Source organism: Streptomyces achromogenes (assembly GCF_030816715.1).
Classification (GTDB): domain Bacteria; phylum Actinomycetota; class Actinomycetes; order Streptomycetales; family Streptomycetaceae; genus Streptomyces; species Streptomyces achromogenes_A.
The window spans coordinates 1,774,986-1,795,072 of record NZ_JAUSYH010000001.1 but is presented as its reverse complement, the minus strand read 5'-3'; the positions used below and the strand labels follow the sequence as shown (position 1 = coordinate 1,795,072).

Sequence of the window (20,087 nt, the reverse complement as noted above, 5' to 3'; positions counted from 1 at the left end):
GAAGCAGCCCCCGTACACCAGGTACGGGGGCTGCTCGCCGCGCGCGGTCCTCGGAGGGAGCCGGCCCGCCTCAGCCGCCGAACTCGTGCAGACCCTTCAGAGCCTGGTCCAGCAGCGCCTGACGGCCCTCGAGCTCCCGCTCCAGCTTGTCGGCCTTCGCCGAGTTGCCCTGGGCGCGAGCCTGCTCGATCTGCGTCTTCAGCTTGTCCACGGCGCCCTGGAGCTGACCGGTGAGGCCCGCCGCACGCGCGCGTGCCTCCGGGTTCGTCCGGCGCCACTCCGTCTCCTCGGACTCCTGGATCGCCCGCTCCACGGCGTGCATCCGGCCCTCGACCTTCGGCCGGGCGTCCCGCGGGACATGGCCGATGGCCTCCCAGCGCTCGTTGATCGAACGGAACGCGGCCCGCGCCGCCTTCAGGTCGCCGATCGGGAGCAGCCTCTCGGCCTCCTCGGCCAGCTCCTCCTTGAGCTTGAGGTTCTCCGTCTGCTCGGCGTCCCGCTCGGCGAAGACCGAGCTGCGGGCGGCGAAGAAGACGTCCTGGGCGCCGCGGAAGCGGTTCCACAGATCGTCCTCGTGCTCGCGCTGGGCGCGGCCGGCGGCCTTCCAGTCCGCCATCAGCTCGCGGTAGCGCGCGGCGGTCGGACCCCAGTCCGTCGAACCGGACAGGGCCTCGGCCTCGGAGACCAGCCGCTCCTTGATCCGGCGGGCCTCCTCACGCTGCGCGTCCAGCTGCGCGAAGTGCGCCTTGCGGCGCTTGGAGAACGCCGAGCGCGCGTGCGAGAACCGGTGCCACAGTTCGTCGTCCGACTTGCGGTCCAGCCGGGGCAGCCCCTTCCAGGTGTCCACCAGGGCGCGCAGCCTTTCACCGGCGGCGCGCCACTGGTCGGACTGCGCGAGCTGCTCCGCCTCGGTGACCAGGTCCTCCTTGGCGTGCCGGGCCTGGTCGGACTGCTTCGCCCGCTGCTGCCTGCGCTCCTCGCGCCGCGACTCGACGGTCGCCACCAGCTTGTCCAGCCGCTCCCGCAGCGCCTGCAGATCACCGACGGCGTGGTGCGCGTCAACCTGCTCGCGGATGTGGTCGATCGCGGCCTGAGCGTCCTTCGCCGAAAGGTCGGTGGTCTGCACTCGCTTCTCGAGGAGGCCGATCTCGACAACCAGGCCCTCGTACTTGCGCTCGAAGTAGGCCAGCGCCTCCTCGGGGGAGCCTGCCTGCCAGGAACCGACCACCTGCTCGCCGTCGGCGGTACGCACGTACACGGTCCCCGTCTCGTCGACGCGGCCCCACGGGTCGCTGCTCACAGCGCCTCCTCCACATGATGCCTCCGAGGGGCCTCAGGGCCCCTGGGCATCGTCCACAGTTTCGTCACGGCCAACATAGGCGACCGGCAGGCCGCCTGTCCGCATCCCGCACGACCGAAATTGGGCAGTTGACCGCCCTGGCCACCGGTTCGTCGTCAGGACTTCGTGACCGTCGCCTTGTCGATCACGACCGTCGCGTTCGGGGCGCCGTCGCCCGCGCCGGTGTTCTCGCCCGCGGCGGCGATCTTCTTCAGGACCTTCATGCCGTCGGCCGACACCGTGCCGAACGGTGTGTAGCTGGGCGGCAGCTGACTGTCCTGGTAGACGAGGAAGAACTGGCTGCCTCCGGTGTGCGCCTGCCCGGTGTTGGCCATCGCGACCGTGCCCGCCGGGTAGACGTTGGCCTTCAGGGAGGCGTCCTTCAGGTTCTCGTCCGGGATCGTGTAGCCGGGGCCGCCGCTGCCGCTGCCCGTCGGGTCGCCGCACTGCAGCACGTAGATGCCGTTGGTGGTGAGGCGGTGGCACTTGGTGTGGTCGAAGTAGCCCTTGCCGGCGAGGAAGCTGAACGAGTTCACCGTGTGCGGCGCGGCCTTCGCCTTGAGCGCTATGCCGATGTCGCCGCAGGTCGTCGCGAGCGTCATCGTGTACTTCGCCGACGGGTCGATCGTGACCGCCGGCTCCTTCTTCCAGGTCTGCGTCTTGACCGCGCCGGCGGCCGGCTTCTCGCACGGGTCCTTGGCGGCGGTGGGCGCGGCGGACGGCGTGGTCTGCGAACTCGCGTTCGTCTTGTCCTTGCCGTCGTCCTTCAGGACACCCGTCGTGTACAGCGCCAGGCTGCCGATGACGACCACGCCGAGCACGGACGCGATCACCGAGTTGCGCATACGGGCCTTGCGTCGCGCGCTCGTGCGCCGCTGCTGCTGCCGCAAGAACTTCTCCCGGGCGAGCTGACGCTTCCGCTGTTCCTGGGTGACCACCGGGTTCTCTCCTCATGCGTCTCGTACGTCGACTGGGACGCGTGCGTCTTGTGAGCCGACCGCCTGCGTGTGTCCCGTACCGTATATGGGATCGCTGAGGAAACGGCAGCGCCGGTAGGCTCTGACCACTGGCGCAGCCGCCCAGAAGCCCACGCGTATCGACACAAACGAAGGACGATCGTGCTCATTGCCGGGTTCCCCGCCGGAGCCTGGGGGACGAACTGTTATCTCGTCGCCCCGGCCGCGGGCGAGGAGTGCGTGATCATCGACCCGGGCCACCAGGCGGCCCCCGGCGTCGAGGAAGCGATCAGAAAGCATCGGCTGAAGCCCGTCGCCGTCGTCCTCACCCACGGTCACATCGACCATGTGGCCTCGGTCGTCCCGGTGTGCGGCGCACACGACGTGCCGGCCTGGATCCACCCCGAGGACCGCTACATGATGAGCGACCCCGAGAAGGCGCTGGGCCGGTCCATCGGGATGCCGCTGATGGGCGAGCTCACCGTGGGAGAGCCGGACGACGTCCGCGAGCTCACCGACGGCGCCGGGCTGGACCTGGCCGGGCTGGAGTTCTCCGTCGCGCACGCGCCGGGCCATACCAAGGGGTCGGTGACCTTCCGGATGCCCGAGACGACCGACGTCCCGTCGGTGTTCTTCTCCGGGGATCTGCTGTTCGCCGGCTCCATCGGACGCACCGACCTGCCCGGCGGTGACATGGCCGAGATGCTCGACTCGCTGGCCCGCGTGTGCCTGCCGCTCGACGACTCGACCGTGGTGCTGTCCGGCCACGGCCCCCAGACGACCATCGGCCAGGAGCGCGCCGCCAACCCGTATCTGCGGCAGGTGGCGGCCGGCGGCCAGGGAGCGGGTTCGCCCACCTCTCCCCGACGAGGAATGTGACAAGAGACTTCCGTGAGCACCTTTCAGGCCCCCAAGGGCACGTACGACCTGATCCCGCCCCGTTCCGCGCAGTTCCTCGCGGTCCGCGAGGGCATCGCCTCGCCACTGCGCAGCGCCGGTTACGGCTATGTCGAGACGCCCGGCTTCGAGAACGTCGAACTCTTCGCGCGCGGTGTCGGCGAGTCCACCGACATCGTCACGAAGGAGATGTACGCCTTCGAGACCAAGGGCGGCGACAAGCTCGCCCTGCGTCCCGAGGGCACCGCGTCCGTGCTGCGCGCCGCGCTGGAGGCGAACCTGCACCGGCAGGGCAACCTTCCGGTCAAGCTCTGGTACTCCGGTTCCTACTACCGCTACGAGCAGCCGCAGGCGGGCCGCTACCGCCACTTCTCCCAGGTGGGCGCCGAGGCGATCGGCGCGGAGGACCCCGCGCTCGACGCCGAGCTGATCATCCTGGCCGACCAGGCGTACCGCTCCCTGGGGCTGCGGAACTTCCGCATCCTGCTCAACAGCCTCGGCGACAAGGAGTGCCGCCCGGTGTACCGGGAGGCGCTCCAGAACTTCCTGCGCGGCCTCGACCTGGACGAGGACACGCTGTGCCGCGCGGAGATCAACCCGCTCCGGGTGCTCGACGACAAGCGCGAGTCGGTCCAGAAGCAGCTCGGAGAGGCGCCCCTGCTGCGCGACTACCTCTGCGACGCCTGCAAGGCGTACCACGAGGAGGTGCGCGCGCTGATCACCGCGGCGGGCGTCGCCTTCGAGGACGACCCCAAGCTGGTCCGCGGTCTGGACTACTACACGCGCACGACCTTCGAGTTCGTCCACGACGGGCTGGGCTCGCAGTCCGCGGTGGGCGGCGGCGGCCGCTACGACGGCCTCTCCGAGATGATCGGCGGCCCCGCGCTGCCCTCGGTGGGCTGGGCGCTGGGCGTCGACCGCACGGTGCTGGCGCTGGAGGCCGAGGGTGTGGAGCTCAGGCTGCCCGCCTCGACCTCCGTGTACGCGGTGCCGCTCGGCGAGGAGGCCCGCCGGGTGCTCTTCGCCAAGGTCACCGAACTGCGCAAGCTCGGCGTCGCGGCCGACTTCGCCTACGGCGGCAGGGGCCTCAAGGGCGCCATGAAGAGCGCCAACCGCAGCGGGGCGCGCTACACCATCGTCGCCGGCGAACGCGACCTCGCCGAGGGCGTCGTCCAGCTCAAGGACATGGAGTCCGGCGAGCAGACGGCGATCGCCGTCAACGAGATCGTGGCCGAACTGGAGTCGAAGCTCGGATAGCGCTTCACGGGGGCGCCGGGACGCCGGGGCTTCTGCCCGGCGTCCCCGCCCGCCGTCAACTCTTCGTGCCCCGGTTCCCCTTCCGGGTGAGGGTGAGGCGTGAGCGCCCCACGCGAGGCTCACCTCCGGGTCTGCCCTCGGCGCCGCGCGGCCCGCCCGTCTGCGGATCGGGTACGTCCACCGCGAGGGGTTCGAGGTGTGTTGTCATGCTTCGAGCGTCGGCCGGAACCGAACGCCAGGGGGTGGCCGCGCGTACTTCCTTATGTCCACCGAACGGTGGAGGGTCGGCCCTGTGCGGCACAATGGCCCCAGCCCGAAGATGGTCCAACTCTCAAGTGACGGATCGGCGTGATGAGCAAGACGACAGTGAAAGACGCCTCCACGGAGTCCGAGCCCGAGCACGTGGCCGCGATCGAGCCACGGACGGTGGGCGGCAGCCGTGCGTTCGCGATCCTGCTGCTGATCACCGGCGCGGCCGGTCTGCTCGCCGCGTGGGTCATCACGATCGACAAGTTCAAGATCCTCGAGGCCAAGGTCGCGGGCACGACCTTCACGCCGGGCTGCAGCATCAACCCGGTCATCTCCTGCGGCAGCATCATGCAGAGCAAGCAGGCGTCCGTCTTCGGGTTCCCCAACCCGATGCTGGGCCTCGTCGCCTACGGCATCGTGATCTGCGTCGGCATGAGCCTGCTGGCCCGGGCCCGCTTCCCGCGCTGGTACTGGCTGACCTTCAACTTCGGCACGCTCTTCGGCGTCGTCTTCTGCACCTGGCTGCAGTACCAGTCGCTGTACAAGATCAACGCCCTGTGCCTGTGGTGCTCGCTGGCGTGGGTCGCGACGATCACCATGTTCTGGTACGTCACCTCGTTCAACGTGCGCAACGGCTTCCTCCCCGCCCCCGCCGGACTGAAGCGGTTCCTCGGCGAGTTCACCTGGGTCCTTCCGGTCACGCATGCCGGCATCATCGCGATGCTGGTCCTGACCCGCTGGGGCGCCGACCTCTGGGCCTGAGCCCGCAGCCGGACGGGCGGCCGAAGGGGACTGTCGTACCCCTGACGTAGGCTCCCAGGTGTGGAGCCCGACCTGTTCACCGCCGCAGCGGAAGACCGCCAGGAGAAGGACCCCGCCGGGAGCCCCCTGGCGGTCCGGATGCGCCCGCGCACCCTCGACGAGGTGGTGGGCCAGCAGCACCTGCTGAAGCCGGGCTCACCCCTGCGCCGCCTGGTCGGCGAGGGCGCCAAGGGCCCGGCCGGCCCCTCCTCGGTGATCCTCTGGGGACCGCCGGGCACCGGGAAGACGACCCTCGCGTACGTCGTCTCCAAGGCCACCAACAAGCGGTTCGTCGAGCTCTCCGCCATCACCGCCGGCGTCAAGGAGGTCCGCGCCGTCATCGACGGCGCCCGTCGCGCCATCGGCGGCTTCGGCAAGGAGACCGTCCTCTTCCTCGACGAGATCCACCGCTTCAGCAAGGCCCAGCAGGACTCCCTCCTGCCGGCCGTCGAGAACCGCTGGGTGACGCTGATCGCGGCGACCACCGAGAACCCCTACTTCTCGGTCATCTCGCCCCTGCTCTCCCGCTCCCTGCTGCTGACCCTCGAGCCCCTCACCGACGACGACCTCCGCGACCTGGTCGGGCGCGCCGTGGCCGACGATCGCGGCCTCAAGGGCTCCGTCACCCTCCCCGCGGACGCCGAGGCCCATCTCCTGCGCATCGCCGGCGGCGACGCCCGGCGCGCCCTGACGGCCCTGGAGGCCGCCGCCGGCGCCGCCCTCGACCAGGACGAGACCGAGATCAGCCTCCAGACGCTGGAGCAGACGGTCGACCGCGCGGCCGTGAAGTACGACCGGGACGGCGACCAGCACTACGACGTCGCCAGCGCCCTCATCAAGTCCATCCGCGGCTCGGACGTCGACGCGGCCCTGCACTACCTGGCCCGCATGATCGAGGCGGGCGAGGACCCCCGCTTCATCGCCCGCCGCCTGATGATCTCCGCCAGCGAGGACATCGGCCTCGCCGACCCGAACGCGCTGCCGATCGCGGTCGCCGCCGCCCAGGCCGTCGCCATGATCGGCTTCCCCGAGGCCGCCCTCACCCTCAGCCACGTCACCATCGCCCTCGCCCTGGCGCCCAAGTCCAACGCCGCGACCACGGCAATCGGCGCCGCTCTCGACGACGTCCGCAAGGGCCTGGCCGGGCCCGTCCCGCCGCATCTGCGGGACGGCCACTACAAGGGCGCCGCCAAGCTGGGGCACGCGCAGGGGTACGTGTACCCGCACGACCTGCCCGAGGGCATCGCCGCCCAGCAGTACGCGCCGGACGCGATCCACGGCCGGGAGTACTACACCCCCACCCGGCACGGCGCCGAGGCCCGCTACGCGGACGCGGTCGAGTGGACCAGATCGCACCTCGGTCGGAACGGGTCCTGAGCACCCTGTAGAATCCCTCGGAGTGCTGCGTCCCGTGCAGTCAGAACGGGACAGTCAGCCGGAGCACCGGTCCCTCGGACCGGCTCCAGGAGCGTCGCGCACCGTCGAAGGTGTCGCGGGCAGCCCATCACCACCCGGAACTCCGGGAACGGTCGGTGGGCAACTCGCGTGCTGCACGTATGTGCCCAGACCAGGGGAGCGGCTGCCCGACAGGTCCCACGCGGACCCGGCGGGTTTCCCCGGCTGCGGATTGCGACCTCCCTCAACCCTGACAAGCCGAAACCAGGAAACGAGAGACAGTGGCGAACCAGTCCCGCCCCAAGGTGAAGAAGTCGCGTGCCCTCGGCATCGCGCTGACCCCGAAGGCCGTCAAGTACTTCGAGGCCCGCCCCTACCCGCCGGGTGAGCACGGCCGCGGCCGCAAGCAGAACTCGGACTACAAGGTCCGTCTGCTCGAGAAGCAGCGTCTGCGTGCGCAGTACGACGTGTCCGAGCGCCAGCTCGTCCGCGCCTACGAGCGTGCCTCCAAGGTCCAGGGCAAGACCGGTGAGGCCCTGATCATCGAGCTCGAGCGCCGTCTCGACGCGCTGGTCCTGCGTTCGGGCATCGCCCGCACGATCTACCAGGCCCGCCAGATGGTCGTGCACGGCCACATCGAGGTCAACGGTCAGAAGACCGACAAGCCCTCCTTCCGTGTCCGTCCCGACGACGTCGTGATGGTCCGCGAGCGCAGCCGCGAGAAGACCCTCTTCTCCATCGCCCGTGAGGGCGGCTTCGCCCCCGACGGCGAGACCCCGCGCTACCTCCAGGTGAACCTCAAGGCCCTGGCGTTCCGCCTGGACCGTGAGCCGAACCGCAAGGAGATCCCGGTGATCTGCGACGAGCAGCTCGTCGTCGAGTACTACGCCCGCTGATCCCCGCCCGGATCGGCCCGCGGCGGTCCCAGGACTTCCGCACCCGGCCCGTCGTCCCCCTGCCCTTCGTGGCGGGCGGGGCGACGGGCTTTTGCACGCCCCTAATCCGGTACGGAACGCCGGTGGCGGCGCGATAGGCTCGCCTCCAGAGATAGGTGTTCGTCGGCCGAGGGAGCGGGTGCGCAGTGTCCGGTGGAGAGGTGGCCGGCATTCTGGTGGCCGTGTTCTGGGCGATCCTGGTCTCCTTCCTCGCCGTCGCGCTGGCGAGGCTGGCCCAGACGCTCAGGGCGACCACCCGGCTGGTCGCGGACGTGACCGAACAGGCGGTCCCGCTCCTGGCCGACGCCTCCGCCGCCGTGCGCTCCGCGCAGACCCAGATCGACCGGGTCGACGCGATCGCCAGCGATGTCCAGGAGGTCACGTCGAACGCGTCGGCGCTGTCCACCACGGTCGCCTCCACCTTCGGCGGACCCCTGGTGAAGGTCGCCGCGTTCGGCTACGGCGTCCGCCGGGCCCTCGGCGGCCGCAAGGACGACGCGCCCGCGAGGGAGCCCCGGCGGACCGTCATCGTGGGCCGCGCGGTCTCCCGGCGGGAGAAGCGCAAACCCCGTGGAAAGAGGGACTGAGACCAGCGATGTTCCGCCGTACCTTCTGGTTCAGCACGGGCGTCGCCGCCGGTGTCTGGGCCACCACCAAGGTCAACCGCAAGCTGAGGCAGCTGACCCCCGAGAGTCTCGCCGCGACCGCGGCCGACAAGGCCCTCGAGACGGGAGCACGCCTCAAGGACCGCGCGGTGAATTTCGCGCTCGACGTCCGCGACAACATGGCCCGGCGGGAGGCGGAGCTGGGGGAGGCGCTCGGGATCCACGAGGACCCCGCACTGCCCGCCCCCAGGCGCTACCCCGCCATCGAGAACCGCACCCACCCGCAGCACCGCGACAACCCGCAGTACATCGAGAACACGAAGTACATCGACGACACGACGTACTCGAACGACCGGAATGAGGACCACTGATGGAGTCGGCCGAGATCCGCCGCCGCTGGCTGAGCTTCTACGAGGAGCGCGGGCACACCGTCGTCCCTTCGGCGTCGCTCATCGCGGACGACCCGACTCTGCTCCTGGTCCCCGCCGGCATGGTCCCGTTCAAGCCGTACTTCCTCGGCGAGGTGAAGCCGCCGTGGGCGCGCGCCACCAGCGTGCAGAAGTGCGTGCGCACGCCCGACATCGAAGAGGTCGGCAAGACCACCCGGCACGGCACGTTCTTCCAGATGTGCGGCAACTTCTCCTTCGGCGACTACTTCAAGGAAGGCGCCATCAAGTACGCCTGGGAGCTGCTCACCAGCCCCCAGGACAAGGGCGGTTACGGCCTGGAGCCGGAGAAGCTCTGGATCACGGTCTACCAGGACGACGACGAGGCCGAGCGCATCTGGCACGAGGTCGTCGGTGTGCCCAAGGAGCGCATCCAGCGCCTCGGCATGAAGGACAACTACTGGTCCATGGGCGTCCCCGGCCCGTGCGGTCCGTGTTCCGAGATCAACTACGACCGCGGCCCCGACTTCGGCGTCGAGGGCGGCCCCGCCGTCAACGACGAGCGGTACGTGGAGATCTGGAACCTCGTCTTCATGCAGTACGAGCGCGGGGAGGGCATCGGCAAGGACAACTTCGAGATCCTCGGCGAGCTGCCCAGCAAGAACATCGACACGGGCCTCGGCCTGGAGCGCCTCGCCATGATTCTGCAGGGCGTGCAGAACATGTACGAGATCGACACCTCCATGGCCGTCATCAAGAAGGCCACCGAGCTGACCGGCGTCGCGTACGGCGAGGCCCACGACTCGGACGTCTCGCTGCGCGTGGTCACCGACCACATGCGCACCTCCGTCATGCTCATCGGCGACGGCGTCACCCCCGGCAACGAGGGCCGCGGCTATGTGCTGCGCCGCATCATGCGCCGCGCCATCCGCAACATGCGCCTCCTCGGCGCCACCGGCCTGGTCGTCAAGGACCTCATCGACACGGTCATCGAGATGATGGGCCAGCAGTACCCGGAGCTGGTCACCGACCGCGAGCGCATCGAGAAGGTCGCCCTCGCCGAGGAGAACGCCTTCGTCAAGACGCTCAAGGCCGGCACCAACATCCTCGACACGGCCATCACCGAGGCCAAGGCCGCCGGCGGTCAGGTCCTCGCCGGAGACAAGGCCTTCCTGCTCCACGACACGTGGGGCTTCCCGATCGACCTCACCCTGGAGATGGCCGCCGAGCAGGGGCTGTCCGTGGACGAGGACGGCTTCCGCCGCCTGATGAAGGAACAGCGGGACAAGGCCAAGGCCGACGCCCAGGCCAAGAAGACCGGGCACGCCGGCGTGGGCGCCTACCGCGAGATCGCCGACAAGGCCGGCGAGACCGACTTCATCGGGTACGCCGACACCGAGGGCGAGTCCACCATCGTCGGCATCCTCGTCGACGGCGCCTCCTCCCCGGCCGCCACCGAGGGCGACGAGGTCGAGATCGTCCTCGACCGCACCCCGTTCTACGCCGAGGGCGGCGGCCAGATCGGCGACACCGGCCGGATCAAGGTCGACACCGGCGCCGTCGTCGAGATCCGCGACACCCAGAAGCCGGTCCCCGGCGTGTACGTGCACAAGGGCGTCGTCCAGTTCGGCGAGGTGACGGTCGGAGCCAAGGCCCACGCCTCGATCGACGGCCGCCGCCGTACGGCCATCGCCCGCGCCCACTCGGCCACCCACCTCACCCACCAGGCGCTGCGCGACGCCCTCGGCCCGACGGCCGCCCAGGCCGGTTCCGAGAACCAGCCCGGCCGTTTCCGCTTCGACTTCGGCTCCCCGTCCGCCGTTCCGACGGCCGTGATGACCGACGTCGAGCAGAAGATCAACGAGGTGCTCGCCCGCGATCTGGACGTCCAGGCCGAGGTCATGGGCATCGACGAGGCCAAGAAGCAGGGCGCCATCGCCGAGTTCGGCGAGAAGTACGGCGAGCGCGTCCGGGTCGTGACCATCGGCGACTTCTCCAAGGAGCTGTGCGGCGGCACGCACGTGCACAACACCGCCCAGCTGGGTCTGGTGAAGCTGCTCGGCGAGTCGTCGATCGGCTCGGGCGTGCGCCGCATCGAGGCCCTGGTCGGCGTCGACGCCTACAACTTCCTGGCCCGTGAGCACACGGTCGTCGCCCAGCTCCAGGAGCTGATCAAGGGCCGTTCGGAGGAGCTCCCGGAGAAGGTCTCCGCCATGCTCGGCAAGCTGAAGGACGCCGAGAAGGAGATCGAGAAGTTCCGCGCCGAGAAGGTCCTCCAGGCCGCCGCCGGTCTCGTGGAGTCCGCCAAGGACGTCCGTGGGATCGCCGTGGTCACCGGCCAGGTCCCGGACGGCACCACGCCGGACGACCTGCGCAGGCTGGTCCTCGACGTGCGCGGCCGCATCCAGGGCGGACGGGCCGCCGTGGTCGCCCTGTTCACGGTCAACAACGGTAAGCCGCTGACCGTCATCGCCACCAACGAGGCCGCCCGTGAGCGCGGGCTCAAGGCCGGTGAGCTGGTCCGCACGGCCGCCAAGACCCTCGGCGGCGGCGGTGGCGGCAAGCCCGACGTGGCCCAGGGCGGCGGCCAGAACCCGGCCGCGGTCGGGGACGCCGTCGACGCCGTCGAGCGGCTCGTGGCGGAAACGGCCAAGTGAGCGCTCCCATGCGCAAGGGCCGTCGACTCGCGATCGACGTCGGGGACGCCCGGATCGGGGTCGCCTCGTGCGACCCCGACGGGATCCTCGCCACTCCGGTGGAGACGGTCCCCGGCCGGGACCTGCCGGCGGCCTACCGGCGGCTGGGACAACTGGTCGAGGAGTACGAGCCGATCGAAGTCGTGGTGGGTCTTCCTCGCTCCCTCAAGGGGGGCGAGGGCCCGGCCGCGGTCAAGGTGCGCGGTTTCGCACAGGAACTGGCGAACAAAATCGCGCCCGTATCCGTACGTCTGGTGGACGAGCGGATGACGACCGTGACGGCCAGTCAGGGACTGCGGGCATCGGGGGTGAAGTCGAAGAAGGGCAGATCGGTCATCGACCAGGCAGCCGCTGTGATTATCCTTCAGCAGGCGCTGGAATCCGAACGGGTGTCAGGTAAAGCACCGGGCGAGGGCGTCGAAGTGGTCATCTGATCGCGGTACGGTAACGTTCCGCGCGATGCGGGACTGTTCGAACAGTCACCGCACAGAGAGAGGCGGAACGGTGACGGGCTCGCGAAGGCTTCGTGTCCACCGCCTCGCGGCTCTAGGGGATCGATGACTGAGTATGGCCGGGGCTCCGGCTCCGAACCGTGGCATCCGGAGGACCCGTTGTACGGGGACGGCGGATGGGAAGGGCAGCAGGCCCAGCCGGGTCATCAGCCTGCCTACGGCGGCCAGCAGCAGCACCACTACCCGCAGGGTCAGCAGCCACAGGGTCAGCAGCCGCAGCAGCAGGGGTACGGCGACTGGAGTCAGGGACAGGCGCAGCAGTACGACCCGCAGTACCAGGGCTACGGCCAGCAGCAGTACACGGGTCAGGACCAGCAGCAGTACGCCCAGCAGGACCAGCAGCAGTACGCCCCCCAGAACCAGCAGCCCTACCACGAGGGGTACCAGGAGGGCGGCTGGGACGGCACGGGCACCCACGCCCACGTCCCGTACGCGGCCGATCCCGGCGATCCCTATGGTCAGCAGGCCGCTGCCTACGGCGCCCAGCAGCCCGACCTCTACGGCACCCCGGACGCGTATCCGCCGCCGGAGCCGCCCAACCGGCGGCAGGCGGCGCCGGAGCCCGAACCGGAGGCGGCGGCCGCGCCGGGACCTGAGCCCGGGCAGAAGACCGACTGGGATCCCGGTCCCGACCAGGGCGAGCACGCCTTCTTCGCGGGTGGCGCGGGCCGGGACGACGAGGACGAGGACGACGGCGACGCACCGGAGGGGCGCGGCGACCGGCGGGGACGCGGCGGCAAGGGCGACAAGGGGTCCAAAGGGGCCAAGGGCAAGAAGAGCCGTAACGGCGTCGCCTGTCTGGTCGTCGTCCTGGTGTTCACCGGTGGTCTCGCCGGCGTGGGCTACCTCGGTTACCACTTCTACCAGAATCGTTACAGCGCGGCCCCGGACTTCGCGGGTGCGGGCACGGGTCAGAGTGTGAGCATCGAGGTGCCCAAGGGCTCCGGTGGTGCGGCCATCGGCCGCCTGCTGAAGGACGCCGGCGTGGTCAAGAGCGTCGATGCCTTCGTCTCGGCGGTGACCAACAACCCCGACGGGGCGAAGATCCAGGCGGGCGTGTACATCCTGAAGAAGGAGATGTCGGCGAAGAGCGCCGTCGCGATGATGCTCGACGGGGACAGCCAGGCCAACGTGCTGGTCAAACCCGGGCAGCGAAATGCCGAGGTCTACAACGTCATCGACAAGAAACTCGGCTTGTCCTCCGGGAGCACCAAGAAGGTCGCCGAGAAGGAGTACAAGACCCTCGGACTGCCCAAGTGGGCGAACTCGGACAGCGACATCAAGGACCCGCTGGAGGGCTTTCTCTTCCCGGGCACCTATCCCGCAGCCGAAGGCATGAAGCCGCAGGTGGTGCTGAAGGAGATGGTCGCCCGCGCCGGCGAGGCGTACGAGAAGTACGGTCTGGAGGCGAAGGCCAGAGAGCTCAAGCTGGACAGTCCGCTCCAGGTCGTCACGGTCGCGAGCCTCGTCCAGGCCGAGGGCAAGACCGTCGACGACTACCGCAAGATGGCGGAGGTGGTCTACAACCGCCTCGACCGTGCGAATCGCCAGACGTACGGTTTCCTTCAGTTCGACTCGACCTTCAACTATCTGAAGAGCGAAAGCAAGATCAATATCAGCGAGTCGGAGATCACCAAGAACAAGGATCCCTACAACACTTACACCAACAAGGGTCTGCCGCCCGGTCCGATCGGGAATCCCGGCGAGGTCGCGATCAAGGCGACGCTGAATCCGACCGCCGACGGCTGGTATTACTTCGTGGCGACCGATGGCGTGAGCAAGACCGAATTCGCCAAGACGCATGAAGAATTCCAGAAACTCAAGGACAAGTTCAATGCGAGAACGGGCAACTGACGCCCGCCGGGCCGCGGTACTCGGCAGCCCCATCGCCCACTCCCTCTCCCCGGCGCTGCACCGCGCCGCGTACGAGGCGCTGGAGCTGACCGGCTGGACGTACGACCGCTTCGACGTCGACGAGGAGGCCCTGCCCGCCTTCGTCGACGCACTCGGCGCCGAGTGGGCCGGACTCTCGCTGACCATGCCGCTGAAGCGCGCGGTCATCCCGCTGCTCGACGAGATCACCGAGACGGCGGCCTCCGTCGAGGCGGTCAACACGCTCGTCCTCACGGAGGACGGCCGCCGGGTCGGCGACAACACCGACATCCCCGGCATGGTCGCCGCGCTGCGCGAGCGCGGCGTCGAGCAGGCCGACTCGGCCGCGATCCTCGGCGCGGGCGCCACCGCGTCCTCCGCCCTGGCCGCCCTGACCCGGGTCTGCACCGGCGAGATCGTCGCCTACGTCCGCAGCGAGGCCCGCGCCGCCGAGATGCGGCAGTGGGGTGAGCGGCTCGACGTCGAGGTCCGGATCGCCGACTGGGCGGACGCCGCCGACGCCCTGCGCTTCCCGCTGGTCGTCGCGACCACTCCGGCCGGGGCCACCGACGCCCTGGCGGCCTCGGTGCCCGAACGCCCGGCCACCCTCTTCGACGTGCTCTACGACCCGTGGCCGACCGAGCTGGCCGCCCGCTGGTCCATGTTCGGCGGTGCCGTCGTCAGCGGCCTCGACCTGCTCGTGCACCAGGCCGTGCTCCAGGTGGAGCAGATGACCGGCCGGGTCCCGGCGCCCGTCGAGGCCATGCGCACGGCCGGTGAACACGCGCTGAGCGCCCGGCGGCGCTCGCCCTGACCGGCTCGGCCGGCCCACGCGGGTCCGTGCCGGTGACGCCCCAGCGGCAGGCCGCGTGCCGACGCAGCCCGGCGTCCTGCCCGGAGCGCGCCCGGCCGCCGTGCCGCCGTCCGTCCGGTTGGTGGACCGACGGCCGGGTTCGCCCCCCGGACGTGGGAGGATCGAAGACGGCGGGCCAGGGCCGCGCACCCGGTCACGCCGACGACGTACGCGACGGACGCGCGTGCGCAGAGCAGTACCAGGGCGCGAGCACTGAGGAGCATCGTTGAGCAGGCTGCGTTGGCTGACCGCGGGGGAGTCCCACGGTCCCGCACTTGTCGCGACGCTGGAGGGCCTTCCCGCCGGCGTGCCGATCACCACGGAGATGGTCGCCGACCACCTCGCGCGGCGGCGGCTCGGCTATGGGCGCGGTGCGCGGATGAAGTTCGAGCGCGACGAGGTCACCTTCCTCGGCGGTGTCCGGCACGGCCTGACCATGGGCTCCCCGGTGGCCGTCATGGTGGGCAACACGGAGTGGCCGAAGTGGGAGCAGGTGATGGCCGCCGACCCGGTCGACCCGGAGGTGCTGGCCGGCCTCGCCCGCAACGCCCCGCTCACCCGGCCGCGCCCCGGCCACGCCGACCTCGCCGGGATGCAGAAGTACGGCTTCGACGAGGCCCGGCCGATCCTGGAGCGCGCCTCCGCGCGGGAGACGGCCGCCCGGGTCGCGCTCGGCGCGGTGGCCCGGTCGTACCTCAAGGAGACGGCCGGAATCGAGATCGTCAGCCACGTCGTCGAGCTGGCCGCCGCGAAGGCGCCCTACGGCGTGTACCCGACCCCCGCCGACGTCGAGAAGCTGGACGCGGACCCGGTGCGCTGCCTCGACGCGGACGCCTCGAAGGCGATGGTCGCGGAGATCGACCAGGCCCACAAGGACGGCGACACCCTCGGCGGCGTCGTCGAGGTGCTGGCGTACGACGTCCCGGTCGGCCTCGGTTCGCACGTGCACTGGGACCGCCGGCTGGACGCCCGCCTGGCCGCCGCGCTGATGGGCATTCAGGCGATCAAGGGCGTCGAGGTCGGTGACGGCTTCGACCTCGCGCGCGTGCCCGGCTCGAAGGCGCACGACGAGATCCTCGCCACCGGCGAGGGGATCAGGCGCGCCTCCGGCCGTTCCGGCGGCACCGAGGGCGGCCTGACCACCGGCGAGCTGCTGCGCGTGCGCGCGGCGATGAAGCCGATCGCGACCGTGCCGCGGGCCCTGCAGACGGTGGACGTCGCCACGGGCGAGGCGACGCAGGCGCACCACCAGCGCTCCGACGTGTGCGCGGTCCCGGCCGCCGGGATCGTCGCCGAGGCGATGGTCGCGCTGGTGCTGGCGGACGCGGTGGCGGAGAAGTTCGGCGGCGACAGCGTCCCCGAGACCCGCCGCAACGTGCGGTCGTACCTCGACAACCTGCACATCCGATGAGCGGGCCGCTGGTCGTCCTGGTCGGTCCCATGGGCGTCGGCAAGTCCACCGTCGGGCAGCTGCTCGCCGAACGGCTCGATGTCGGCTACCGGGACACCGACGACGACATCGTCGCCGAGCAGGACCGCAGCATCGCGGAGATCTTCGTCGACGACGGCGAGGAGGCGTTCCGCGCGATCGAGAAGCGGGCCGTGCGGCGCGCGCTCGGCGAGCACGACGGCGTCCTGGCGCTCGGCGGCGGCGCGATCCTGGACGCCGACACCCGCGGCCTGCTGGCCGGGCGGCGCGTGGTCTACCTGGCCATGGACGTCGAGGAAGCGGTCAGGCGCACCGGTCTGGGCGTGGCCCGCCCGCTGCTCGCCGTCAACCCGCGCAAGCAGTGGCGCGAGCTGATGGACGCCCGCCGTCCCCTCTACGAGAGCGTGGCCACGGTGGTGGTCGCGACGGACGGCCGTACGCCCGAAGAGGTCGGACAGATCGCCCTGGACGCTTTGGAGTTGAAGGAAGCATGAGCAGCGAGTCAGTGACCCGGATCCAGGTCGGCGGCAGCGCGGGCACCGATCCGTACGAGGTCCTGATCGGCCGCGCCCTGCTGGGTGAGCTCGCCGGGCTGATCGGCGACCGGGTCAAGAGGGTCGCGGTGATCCACCCCGAGGCGCTGGCCGAGACAGGCGACGCGCTCCGCGCCGATCTCGCCGGGCAGGGGTACGAGGCCGTCGCCATCCAGGTGCCGAACGCGGAGGAGGCCAAGACCGCCGAGGTCGCCGCCTACTGCTGGAAGGCGCTCGGCCAGTCCGGCTTCACCCGCTCGGACGTCGTGGTGGGCGTCGGCGGCGGTTCGACCACCGACCTCGCCGGGTTCGTCGCAGCGACCTGGCTGCGCGGGGTGCGCTGGATCGCCGTCCCGACGACCGTGCTCGCCATGGTCGACGCGGCCGTCGGCGGCAAGACCGGCATCAACACCGCCGAGGGCAAGAACCTCGTCGGCTCCTTCCACCCGCCGGCCGGGGTGCTGTGCGACCTGGCGGCGCTGGACTCCCTCCCGGTCAACGACTACGTCTCCGGGCTCGCCGAGATCATCAAGGCCGGATTCATCGCCGACCCGGTGATCCTCGAGCTGATCGAGTCCGACCCCGAGGCGGCGCGCACTCCGGCGGGCCCGCACACCGCGGAGCTCATCGAACGCTCCATCAGGGTCAAGGCGGACGTGGTGTCTTCGGACCTGAAGGAGTCGGGCCTGCGGGAGATCCTGAACTACGGCCACACCCTCGCGCACGCCATCGAGAAGAACGAGCGCTACAAGTGGCGGCACGGCGCGGCGGTCTCCGTCGGCATGCACTTCGCCGCGGAACTGGGCCGCCTCGCCGGCCGGCTGGACGACGCGACGGCCGACCGCCACCGCACCGTGCTGGAGTCGGTGGGTCTGCCGCTGCACTACCGCCACGACCAGTGGCCCAAGCTGCTGGAGACCATGAAGGTCGACAAGAAGTCCCGCGGCGACCTGCTGCGGTTCATCGTCCTGGACGGACTGGCCAGGCCCACCGTCCTCGAGGGTCCCGACCCGGCCGTCCTGCTCGCCGCGTACGGCGAGGTGGGCGAGTAGGACCGCCGGGCGGCCGGGCAGGTCCGCCCGGATCCGCTTCCGCCCGATTCGCCGTCCACACCGGGCACTTCGGACTGCCCCCGGCCGTTCACCGAACGACAGCCGGGGGCGATACCGTTCGGACGAGGGCACCTCCCACGCCCTTTAGGCTGTCGTGAGAACAGGGGGGTCCGCGCCCCCAAGACCAGCGCCCATCGCCTGTACGAGACGGAGTGGCACCGGATGCAGCACGCAGTGGGTTCTCCGCTGCCGCCGCCCCACCAGCCGGGGCACGGTCCGGCCGCCGGCTGGCCGCCGGCCGCACATCACCCGGGCCCGCACCAGCCGGGCAGCGCCCCCGCACCGCAGCCGGGTCACGCCGGGGTCCCCTCGGGCCCGGTCCCGCCGGCTCCCCAGCCGCCGGTGCCGCCCGTGCCGCACCCGCCGGCCCCGCAGCACGCCCCGGCCCCGCAGCACGCCCCCGCCCCGCCGGGACCCGACGTCACCGGGCATGTGCCGCTGCCCCCGGGCGGCCCGGTCCCCATGCCCAGCGCGCCGCCCGCCCCGATCGTCCCCGACCCGGCGGCGACCACCCTCGCGGTGCTGCTGATCGGCCCGGCCGGCGCCGGCAAGACCAGCGTCGCGAAGTTCTGGGCCGATCACCGCCGGGCGCCGACCGCGCACGTCAGCCTCGACGACGTGCGTGAATGGGTGCGCTCGGGCTTCGCCGACCCGCAGTCCGGGTGGAACGACCACTCCGAGGCCCAGTACCGCCTTGCCCGCCGCACCTGCGGCTTCGCCGCGCGCAACTTCCTGGCCAACGGCATCTCGTGCATCCTGGACGACGCGATCTTCCCCGACCGCCCGGCCGTCGGCCTCGGAGGGTGGAAACGGCATGTGGGCCCCGGCCTGCTGCCCGTCGTCCTGCTGCCCGGACTGGAGGTCGTCCTGGAGCGCAACGCCGAGCGCTCCGGCAACCGCCGCCTCTCCGACGAGGAGGTGGCCCGGATCCACGGCCGCATGGCCGGCTGGTACGGCTCCGGCCTCCCGATCATCGACAACTCCCAGCTGGACGTCCCCACCACGGCGAGGGTCCTGGACGACGTCCTGGCGCGGGCGATCGCCAGCCCCCCGCAGTGGTAGCGGACCGGGCCGAGGGCCGCTGAGGGGCGCCCCTTCCCCCGAACGCCTCTCCAACCGGCGTGATCCGGCCGGCGCTCCTAGGCTCGACTCATGTCAGAGGTCTACGCGTCCCGCCGAACCCGCCTGCGCGAGCGCTGCAACGCGGCCGGAAGCACGGCTGCGCTCGTCTCCTGCCCGGCCAACGTGAGGTATCTCGCGGGCGCCGCCCCGCGGGGCGCCGTCCTGCTGCTCGGCCGGAGCGAGGATCTCCTCGTCTGCTCCGGACCGCCCGAGGACCGCCCGGGCGAGGGCCGGCCGGACGAGTCCCTGCGGGTCCACAGCCTGCCCCACGCCGGAGGGGATCCGGCGGTGGCCGCCGCCGACCTGCTCACGGCCCAGGGCGGCGACTCCCTGGCGCTCGAGGAACATCACCTGACGATGGTCCGCCACCGCGAACTCCGCTCCGTGGCGCCCCGGCTGCGCCTCGCCGACCTGGGCTGCGCGGTCGAACAGCTCAGAGTGGTGAAGGACGAGGAGGAGATCTCCTGTCTGCGGATCGGCGCCGAGATCGCCGACCAGGCGCTGGGGGAGCTGCTGGAGTCGATCCTGGTCGGGCGCACCGAGCGGCATCTCGCCCTCGAACTGGAACGGCGCCTCGTCGACCACGGAGCCGACGGCCCGGCCTTCACCACCTCCGTCGGCACCGGACCGAACTCCGGCCGCCGCGGCCACCGGCCCACCGACCGGCGCGTCGAGGAGGGTGACTTCCTCTCCGTCTGCCTGGGCGCGGCCTACCGCGGGTACCGCTGCGAGATCGGCCGCACCTTCGTGATCGGCACGTCCCCCGCCGACTGGCAGATCGAGCTGTACGACCTCGTCTTCGCCGCTCAGCGGGCCGGACGAGAGTCCCTGGCACCCGGCGTCGCCTGCCGTGACGTGGACCGGGCGGCACGCCAGATCCTGGACTCCGCGGGGTACGCCGACGGCCTTCCGGCGCTCACCGGACACGGCGTCGGACTGGAAATCGAAGAGGACCCGCAGTTGACCCCCGCGGCCATGGGTAAACTGGACGCTTGCGTGCCGGTCACCGTCGAACCCGGGGTACACCTCCCGGGCCGGGGCGGCGTCCGGATCGATGACACGCTCGTCGTACGCCCCGAGGCGGACGGCGGACCCGAGCTACTCACCATCACGACCAAGGAGCTGCTCGCGCTGTAGG

The 20,087-nt window shown here is 70.9% G+C and carries 18 protein-coding genes; 16 read left to right on the top strand and 2 right to left on the bottom strand.

Annotation, left to right across the window (positions count from 1 at the left end):
- Window positions 1-70: 70 nt before the first annotated feature.
- Window positions 71-1,300 carry a DUF349 domain-containing protein gene (locus QF032_RS08105; protein WP_307055571.1) on the bottom strand — a complete coding sequence of 410 codons (1,230 nt, stop codon included), beginning with the start codon at window positions 1,298-1,300 and terminating at the stop codon, window positions 71-73.
- A 155-nt stretch (window positions 1,301-1,455) separates the two neighbouring features.
- Window positions 1,456-2,277: a peptidylprolyl isomerase gene (locus QF032_RS08100; RefSeq protein ID WP_307041159.1), complete on the bottom strand. Its 822-nt coding sequence runs from the start codon at window positions 2,275-2,277 to the stop codon at window positions 1,456-1,458.
- Between the two features lie 180 nt (window positions 2,278-2,457).
- On the opposite strand from QF032_RS08100, the gene QF032_RS08095 reads away from it, so the two are divergent.
- The 16 genes from QF032_RS08095 (at window position 2,458) to QF032_RS08020 (ending at window position 20,086) form a co-directional block, all read left to right on the top strand.
- Entirely contained in the window at window positions 2,458-3,174 is a 717-nt protein-coding gene (locus QF032_RS08095; protein ID WP_307055568.1) for an MBL fold metallo-hydrolase, read from the top strand.
- 12 nt (window positions 3,175-3,186) lie between these two features.
- Entirely contained in the window at window positions 3,187-4,449 is a 1,263-nt protein-coding gene (gene hisS / locus QF032_RS08090) for a histidine--tRNA ligase (protein ID WP_307055566.1), read from the top strand.
- Window positions 4,450-4,800: 351 nt separating this feature from the next.
- Window positions 4,801-5,460, top strand: a complete 660-nt coding sequence (locus QF032_RS08085; protein ID WP_307041155.1) for a vitamin K epoxide reductase family protein — start codon at window positions 4,801-4,803, stop codon at window positions 5,458-5,460.
- Window positions 5,461-5,520: 60 nt separating this feature from the next.
- Entirely contained in the window at window positions 5,521-6,876 is a 1,356-nt protein-coding gene (locus tag QF032_RS08080; protein ID WP_306953926.1) for a replication-associated recombination protein A, read from the top strand.
- A 299-nt stretch (window positions 6,877-7,175) separates the two neighbouring features.
- The gene (gene rpsD / locus QF032_RS08075) at window positions 7,176-7,790 is read left to right on the top strand and encodes a 30S ribosomal protein S4 (protein WP_007491489.1); all 615 of its coding nucleotides are present in this window, start codon (window positions 7,176-7,178) and stop codon (window positions 7,788-7,790) included.
- A gap of 185 nt (window positions 7,791-7,975) precedes the next feature.
- The gene (locus QF032_RS08070) at window positions 7,976-8,416 is read left to right on the top strand and encodes a DUF948 domain-containing protein (RefSeq protein ID WP_306953927.1); all 441 of its coding nucleotides are present in this window, start codon (window positions 7,976-7,978) and stop codon (window positions 8,414-8,416) included.
- An 8-nt stretch (window positions 8,417-8,424) separates the two neighbouring features.
- Window positions 8,425-8,805, top strand: coding sequence for a hypothetical protein (locus QF032_RS08065; RefSeq protein ID WP_307041153.1), 381 nt, complete (start codon window positions 8,425-8,427; stop codon window positions 8,803-8,805).
- A complete protein-coding gene (alaS, locus tag QF032_RS08060; RefSeq protein WP_307055564.1) occupies window positions 8,805-11,477 on the top strand; it encodes an alanine--tRNA ligase in 2,673 nt (890 codons plus the stop codon). The genes QF032_RS08065 and alaS overlap by 1 nt, the downstream gene beginning before the upstream one ends.
- Window positions 11,478-11,485: 8 nt before the next feature.
- Entirely contained in the window at window positions 11,486-11,950 is a 465-nt protein-coding gene (ruvX, locus tag QF032_RS08055) for a Holliday junction resolvase RuvX (RefSeq protein ID WP_307049977.1), read from the top strand.
- Between the two features lie 123 nt (window positions 11,951-12,073).
- Window positions 12,074-13,882, top strand: a complete 1,809-nt coding sequence (mltG, locus tag QF032_RS08050; protein WP_307041151.1) for an endolytic transglycosylase MltG — start codon at window positions 12,074-12,076, stop codon at window positions 13,880-13,882.
- A complete protein-coding gene (locus QF032_RS08045; protein WP_307041149.1) occupies window positions 13,863-14,714 on the top strand; it encodes a shikimate dehydrogenase in 852 nt (283 codons plus the stop codon). Before mltG ends, QF032_RS08045 begins: the two co-directional genes overlap by 20 nt.
- A gap of 265 nt (window positions 14,715-14,979) precedes the next feature.
- Entirely contained in the window at window positions 14,980-16,164 is a 1,185-nt protein-coding gene (gene aroC, locus QF032_RS08040) for a chorismate synthase (RefSeq protein WP_306953937.1), read from the top strand.
- Complete coding sequence (locus tag QF032_RS08035) at window positions 16,161-16,676, top strand: shikimate kinase (protein ID WP_307041147.1); 516 nt, start codon at window positions 16,161-16,163, stop codon at window positions 16,674-16,676. Before aroC ends, QF032_RS08035 begins: the two co-directional genes overlap by 4 nt.
- The gene (gene aroB / locus QF032_RS08030) at window positions 16,673-17,767 is read left to right on the top strand and encodes a 3-dehydroquinate synthase (RefSeq protein WP_307041146.1); all 1,095 of its coding nucleotides are present in this window, start codon (window positions 16,673-16,675) and stop codon (window positions 17,765-17,767) included. Before QF032_RS08035 ends, aroB begins: the two co-directional genes overlap by 4 nt.
- Before the next feature lie 222 nt (window positions 17,768-17,989).
- Window positions 17,990-18,889, top strand: coding sequence for a Pro-rich N-terminal domain-containing protein (locus QF032_RS08025; protein ID WP_307041144.1), 900 nt, complete (start codon window positions 17,990-17,992; stop codon window positions 18,887-18,889).
- A gap of 90 nt (window positions 18,890-18,979) precedes the next feature.
- Complete coding sequence (locus tag QF032_RS08020) at window positions 18,980-20,086, top strand: aminopeptidase P family protein (RefSeq protein WP_306953945.1); 1,107 nt, start codon at window positions 18,980-18,982, stop codon at window positions 20,084-20,086.
- The last annotated feature ends 1 nt before the right edge of the window (window position 20,087 follow it).

What these genes read in the sequence shown, in the direction of transcription:
- QF032_RS08085 (WP_307041155.1), top strand. Translation starts at nt 4,801, where the DNA reads ATGAGCAAGACGACAGTGAAAGACGCCTCCACGGAGTCCGAGCCCGAG.
- QF032_RS08065 (WP_307041153.1), top strand. Translation starts at nt 8,425, where the DNA reads ATGTTCCGCCGTACCTTCTGGTTCAGCACGGGCGTCGCCGCCGGTGTC.
- alaS (WP_307055564.1), top strand. Translation starts at nt 8,805, where the DNA reads ATGGAGTCGGCCGAGATCCGCCGCCGCTGGCTGAGCTTCTACGAGGAG.
- ruvX (WP_307049977.1), top strand. Translation starts at nt 11,486, where the DNA reads ATGCGCAAGGGCCGTCGACTCGCGATCGACGTCGGGGACGCCCGGATC.
- mltG (WP_307041151.1), top strand. Translation starts at nt 12,074, where the DNA reads ATGACTGAGTATGGCCGGGGCTCCGGCTCCGAACCGTGGCATCCGGAG.
- QF032_RS08045 (WP_307041149.1), top strand. Translation starts at nt 13,863, where the DNA reads ATGCGAGAACGGGCAACTGACGCCCGCCGGGCCGCGGTACTCGGCAGC.
- QF032_RS08035 (WP_307041147.1), top strand. Translation starts at nt 16,161, where the DNA reads ATGAGCGGGCCGCTGGTCGTCCTGGTCGGTCCCATGGGCGTCGGCAAG.
- aroB (WP_307041146.1), top strand. Translation starts at nt 16,673, where the DNA reads ATGAGCAGCGAGTCAGTGACCCGGATCCAGGTCGGCGGCAGCGCGGGC.
- QF032_RS08025 (WP_307041144.1), top strand. Translation starts at nt 17,990, where the DNA reads ATGCAGCACGCAGTGGGTTCTCCGCTGCCGCCGCCCCACCAGCCGGGG.
- QF032_RS08020 (WP_306953945.1), top strand. Translation starts at nt 18,980, where the DNA reads ATGTCAGAGGTCTACGCGTCCCGCCGAACCCGCCTGCGCGAGCGCTGC.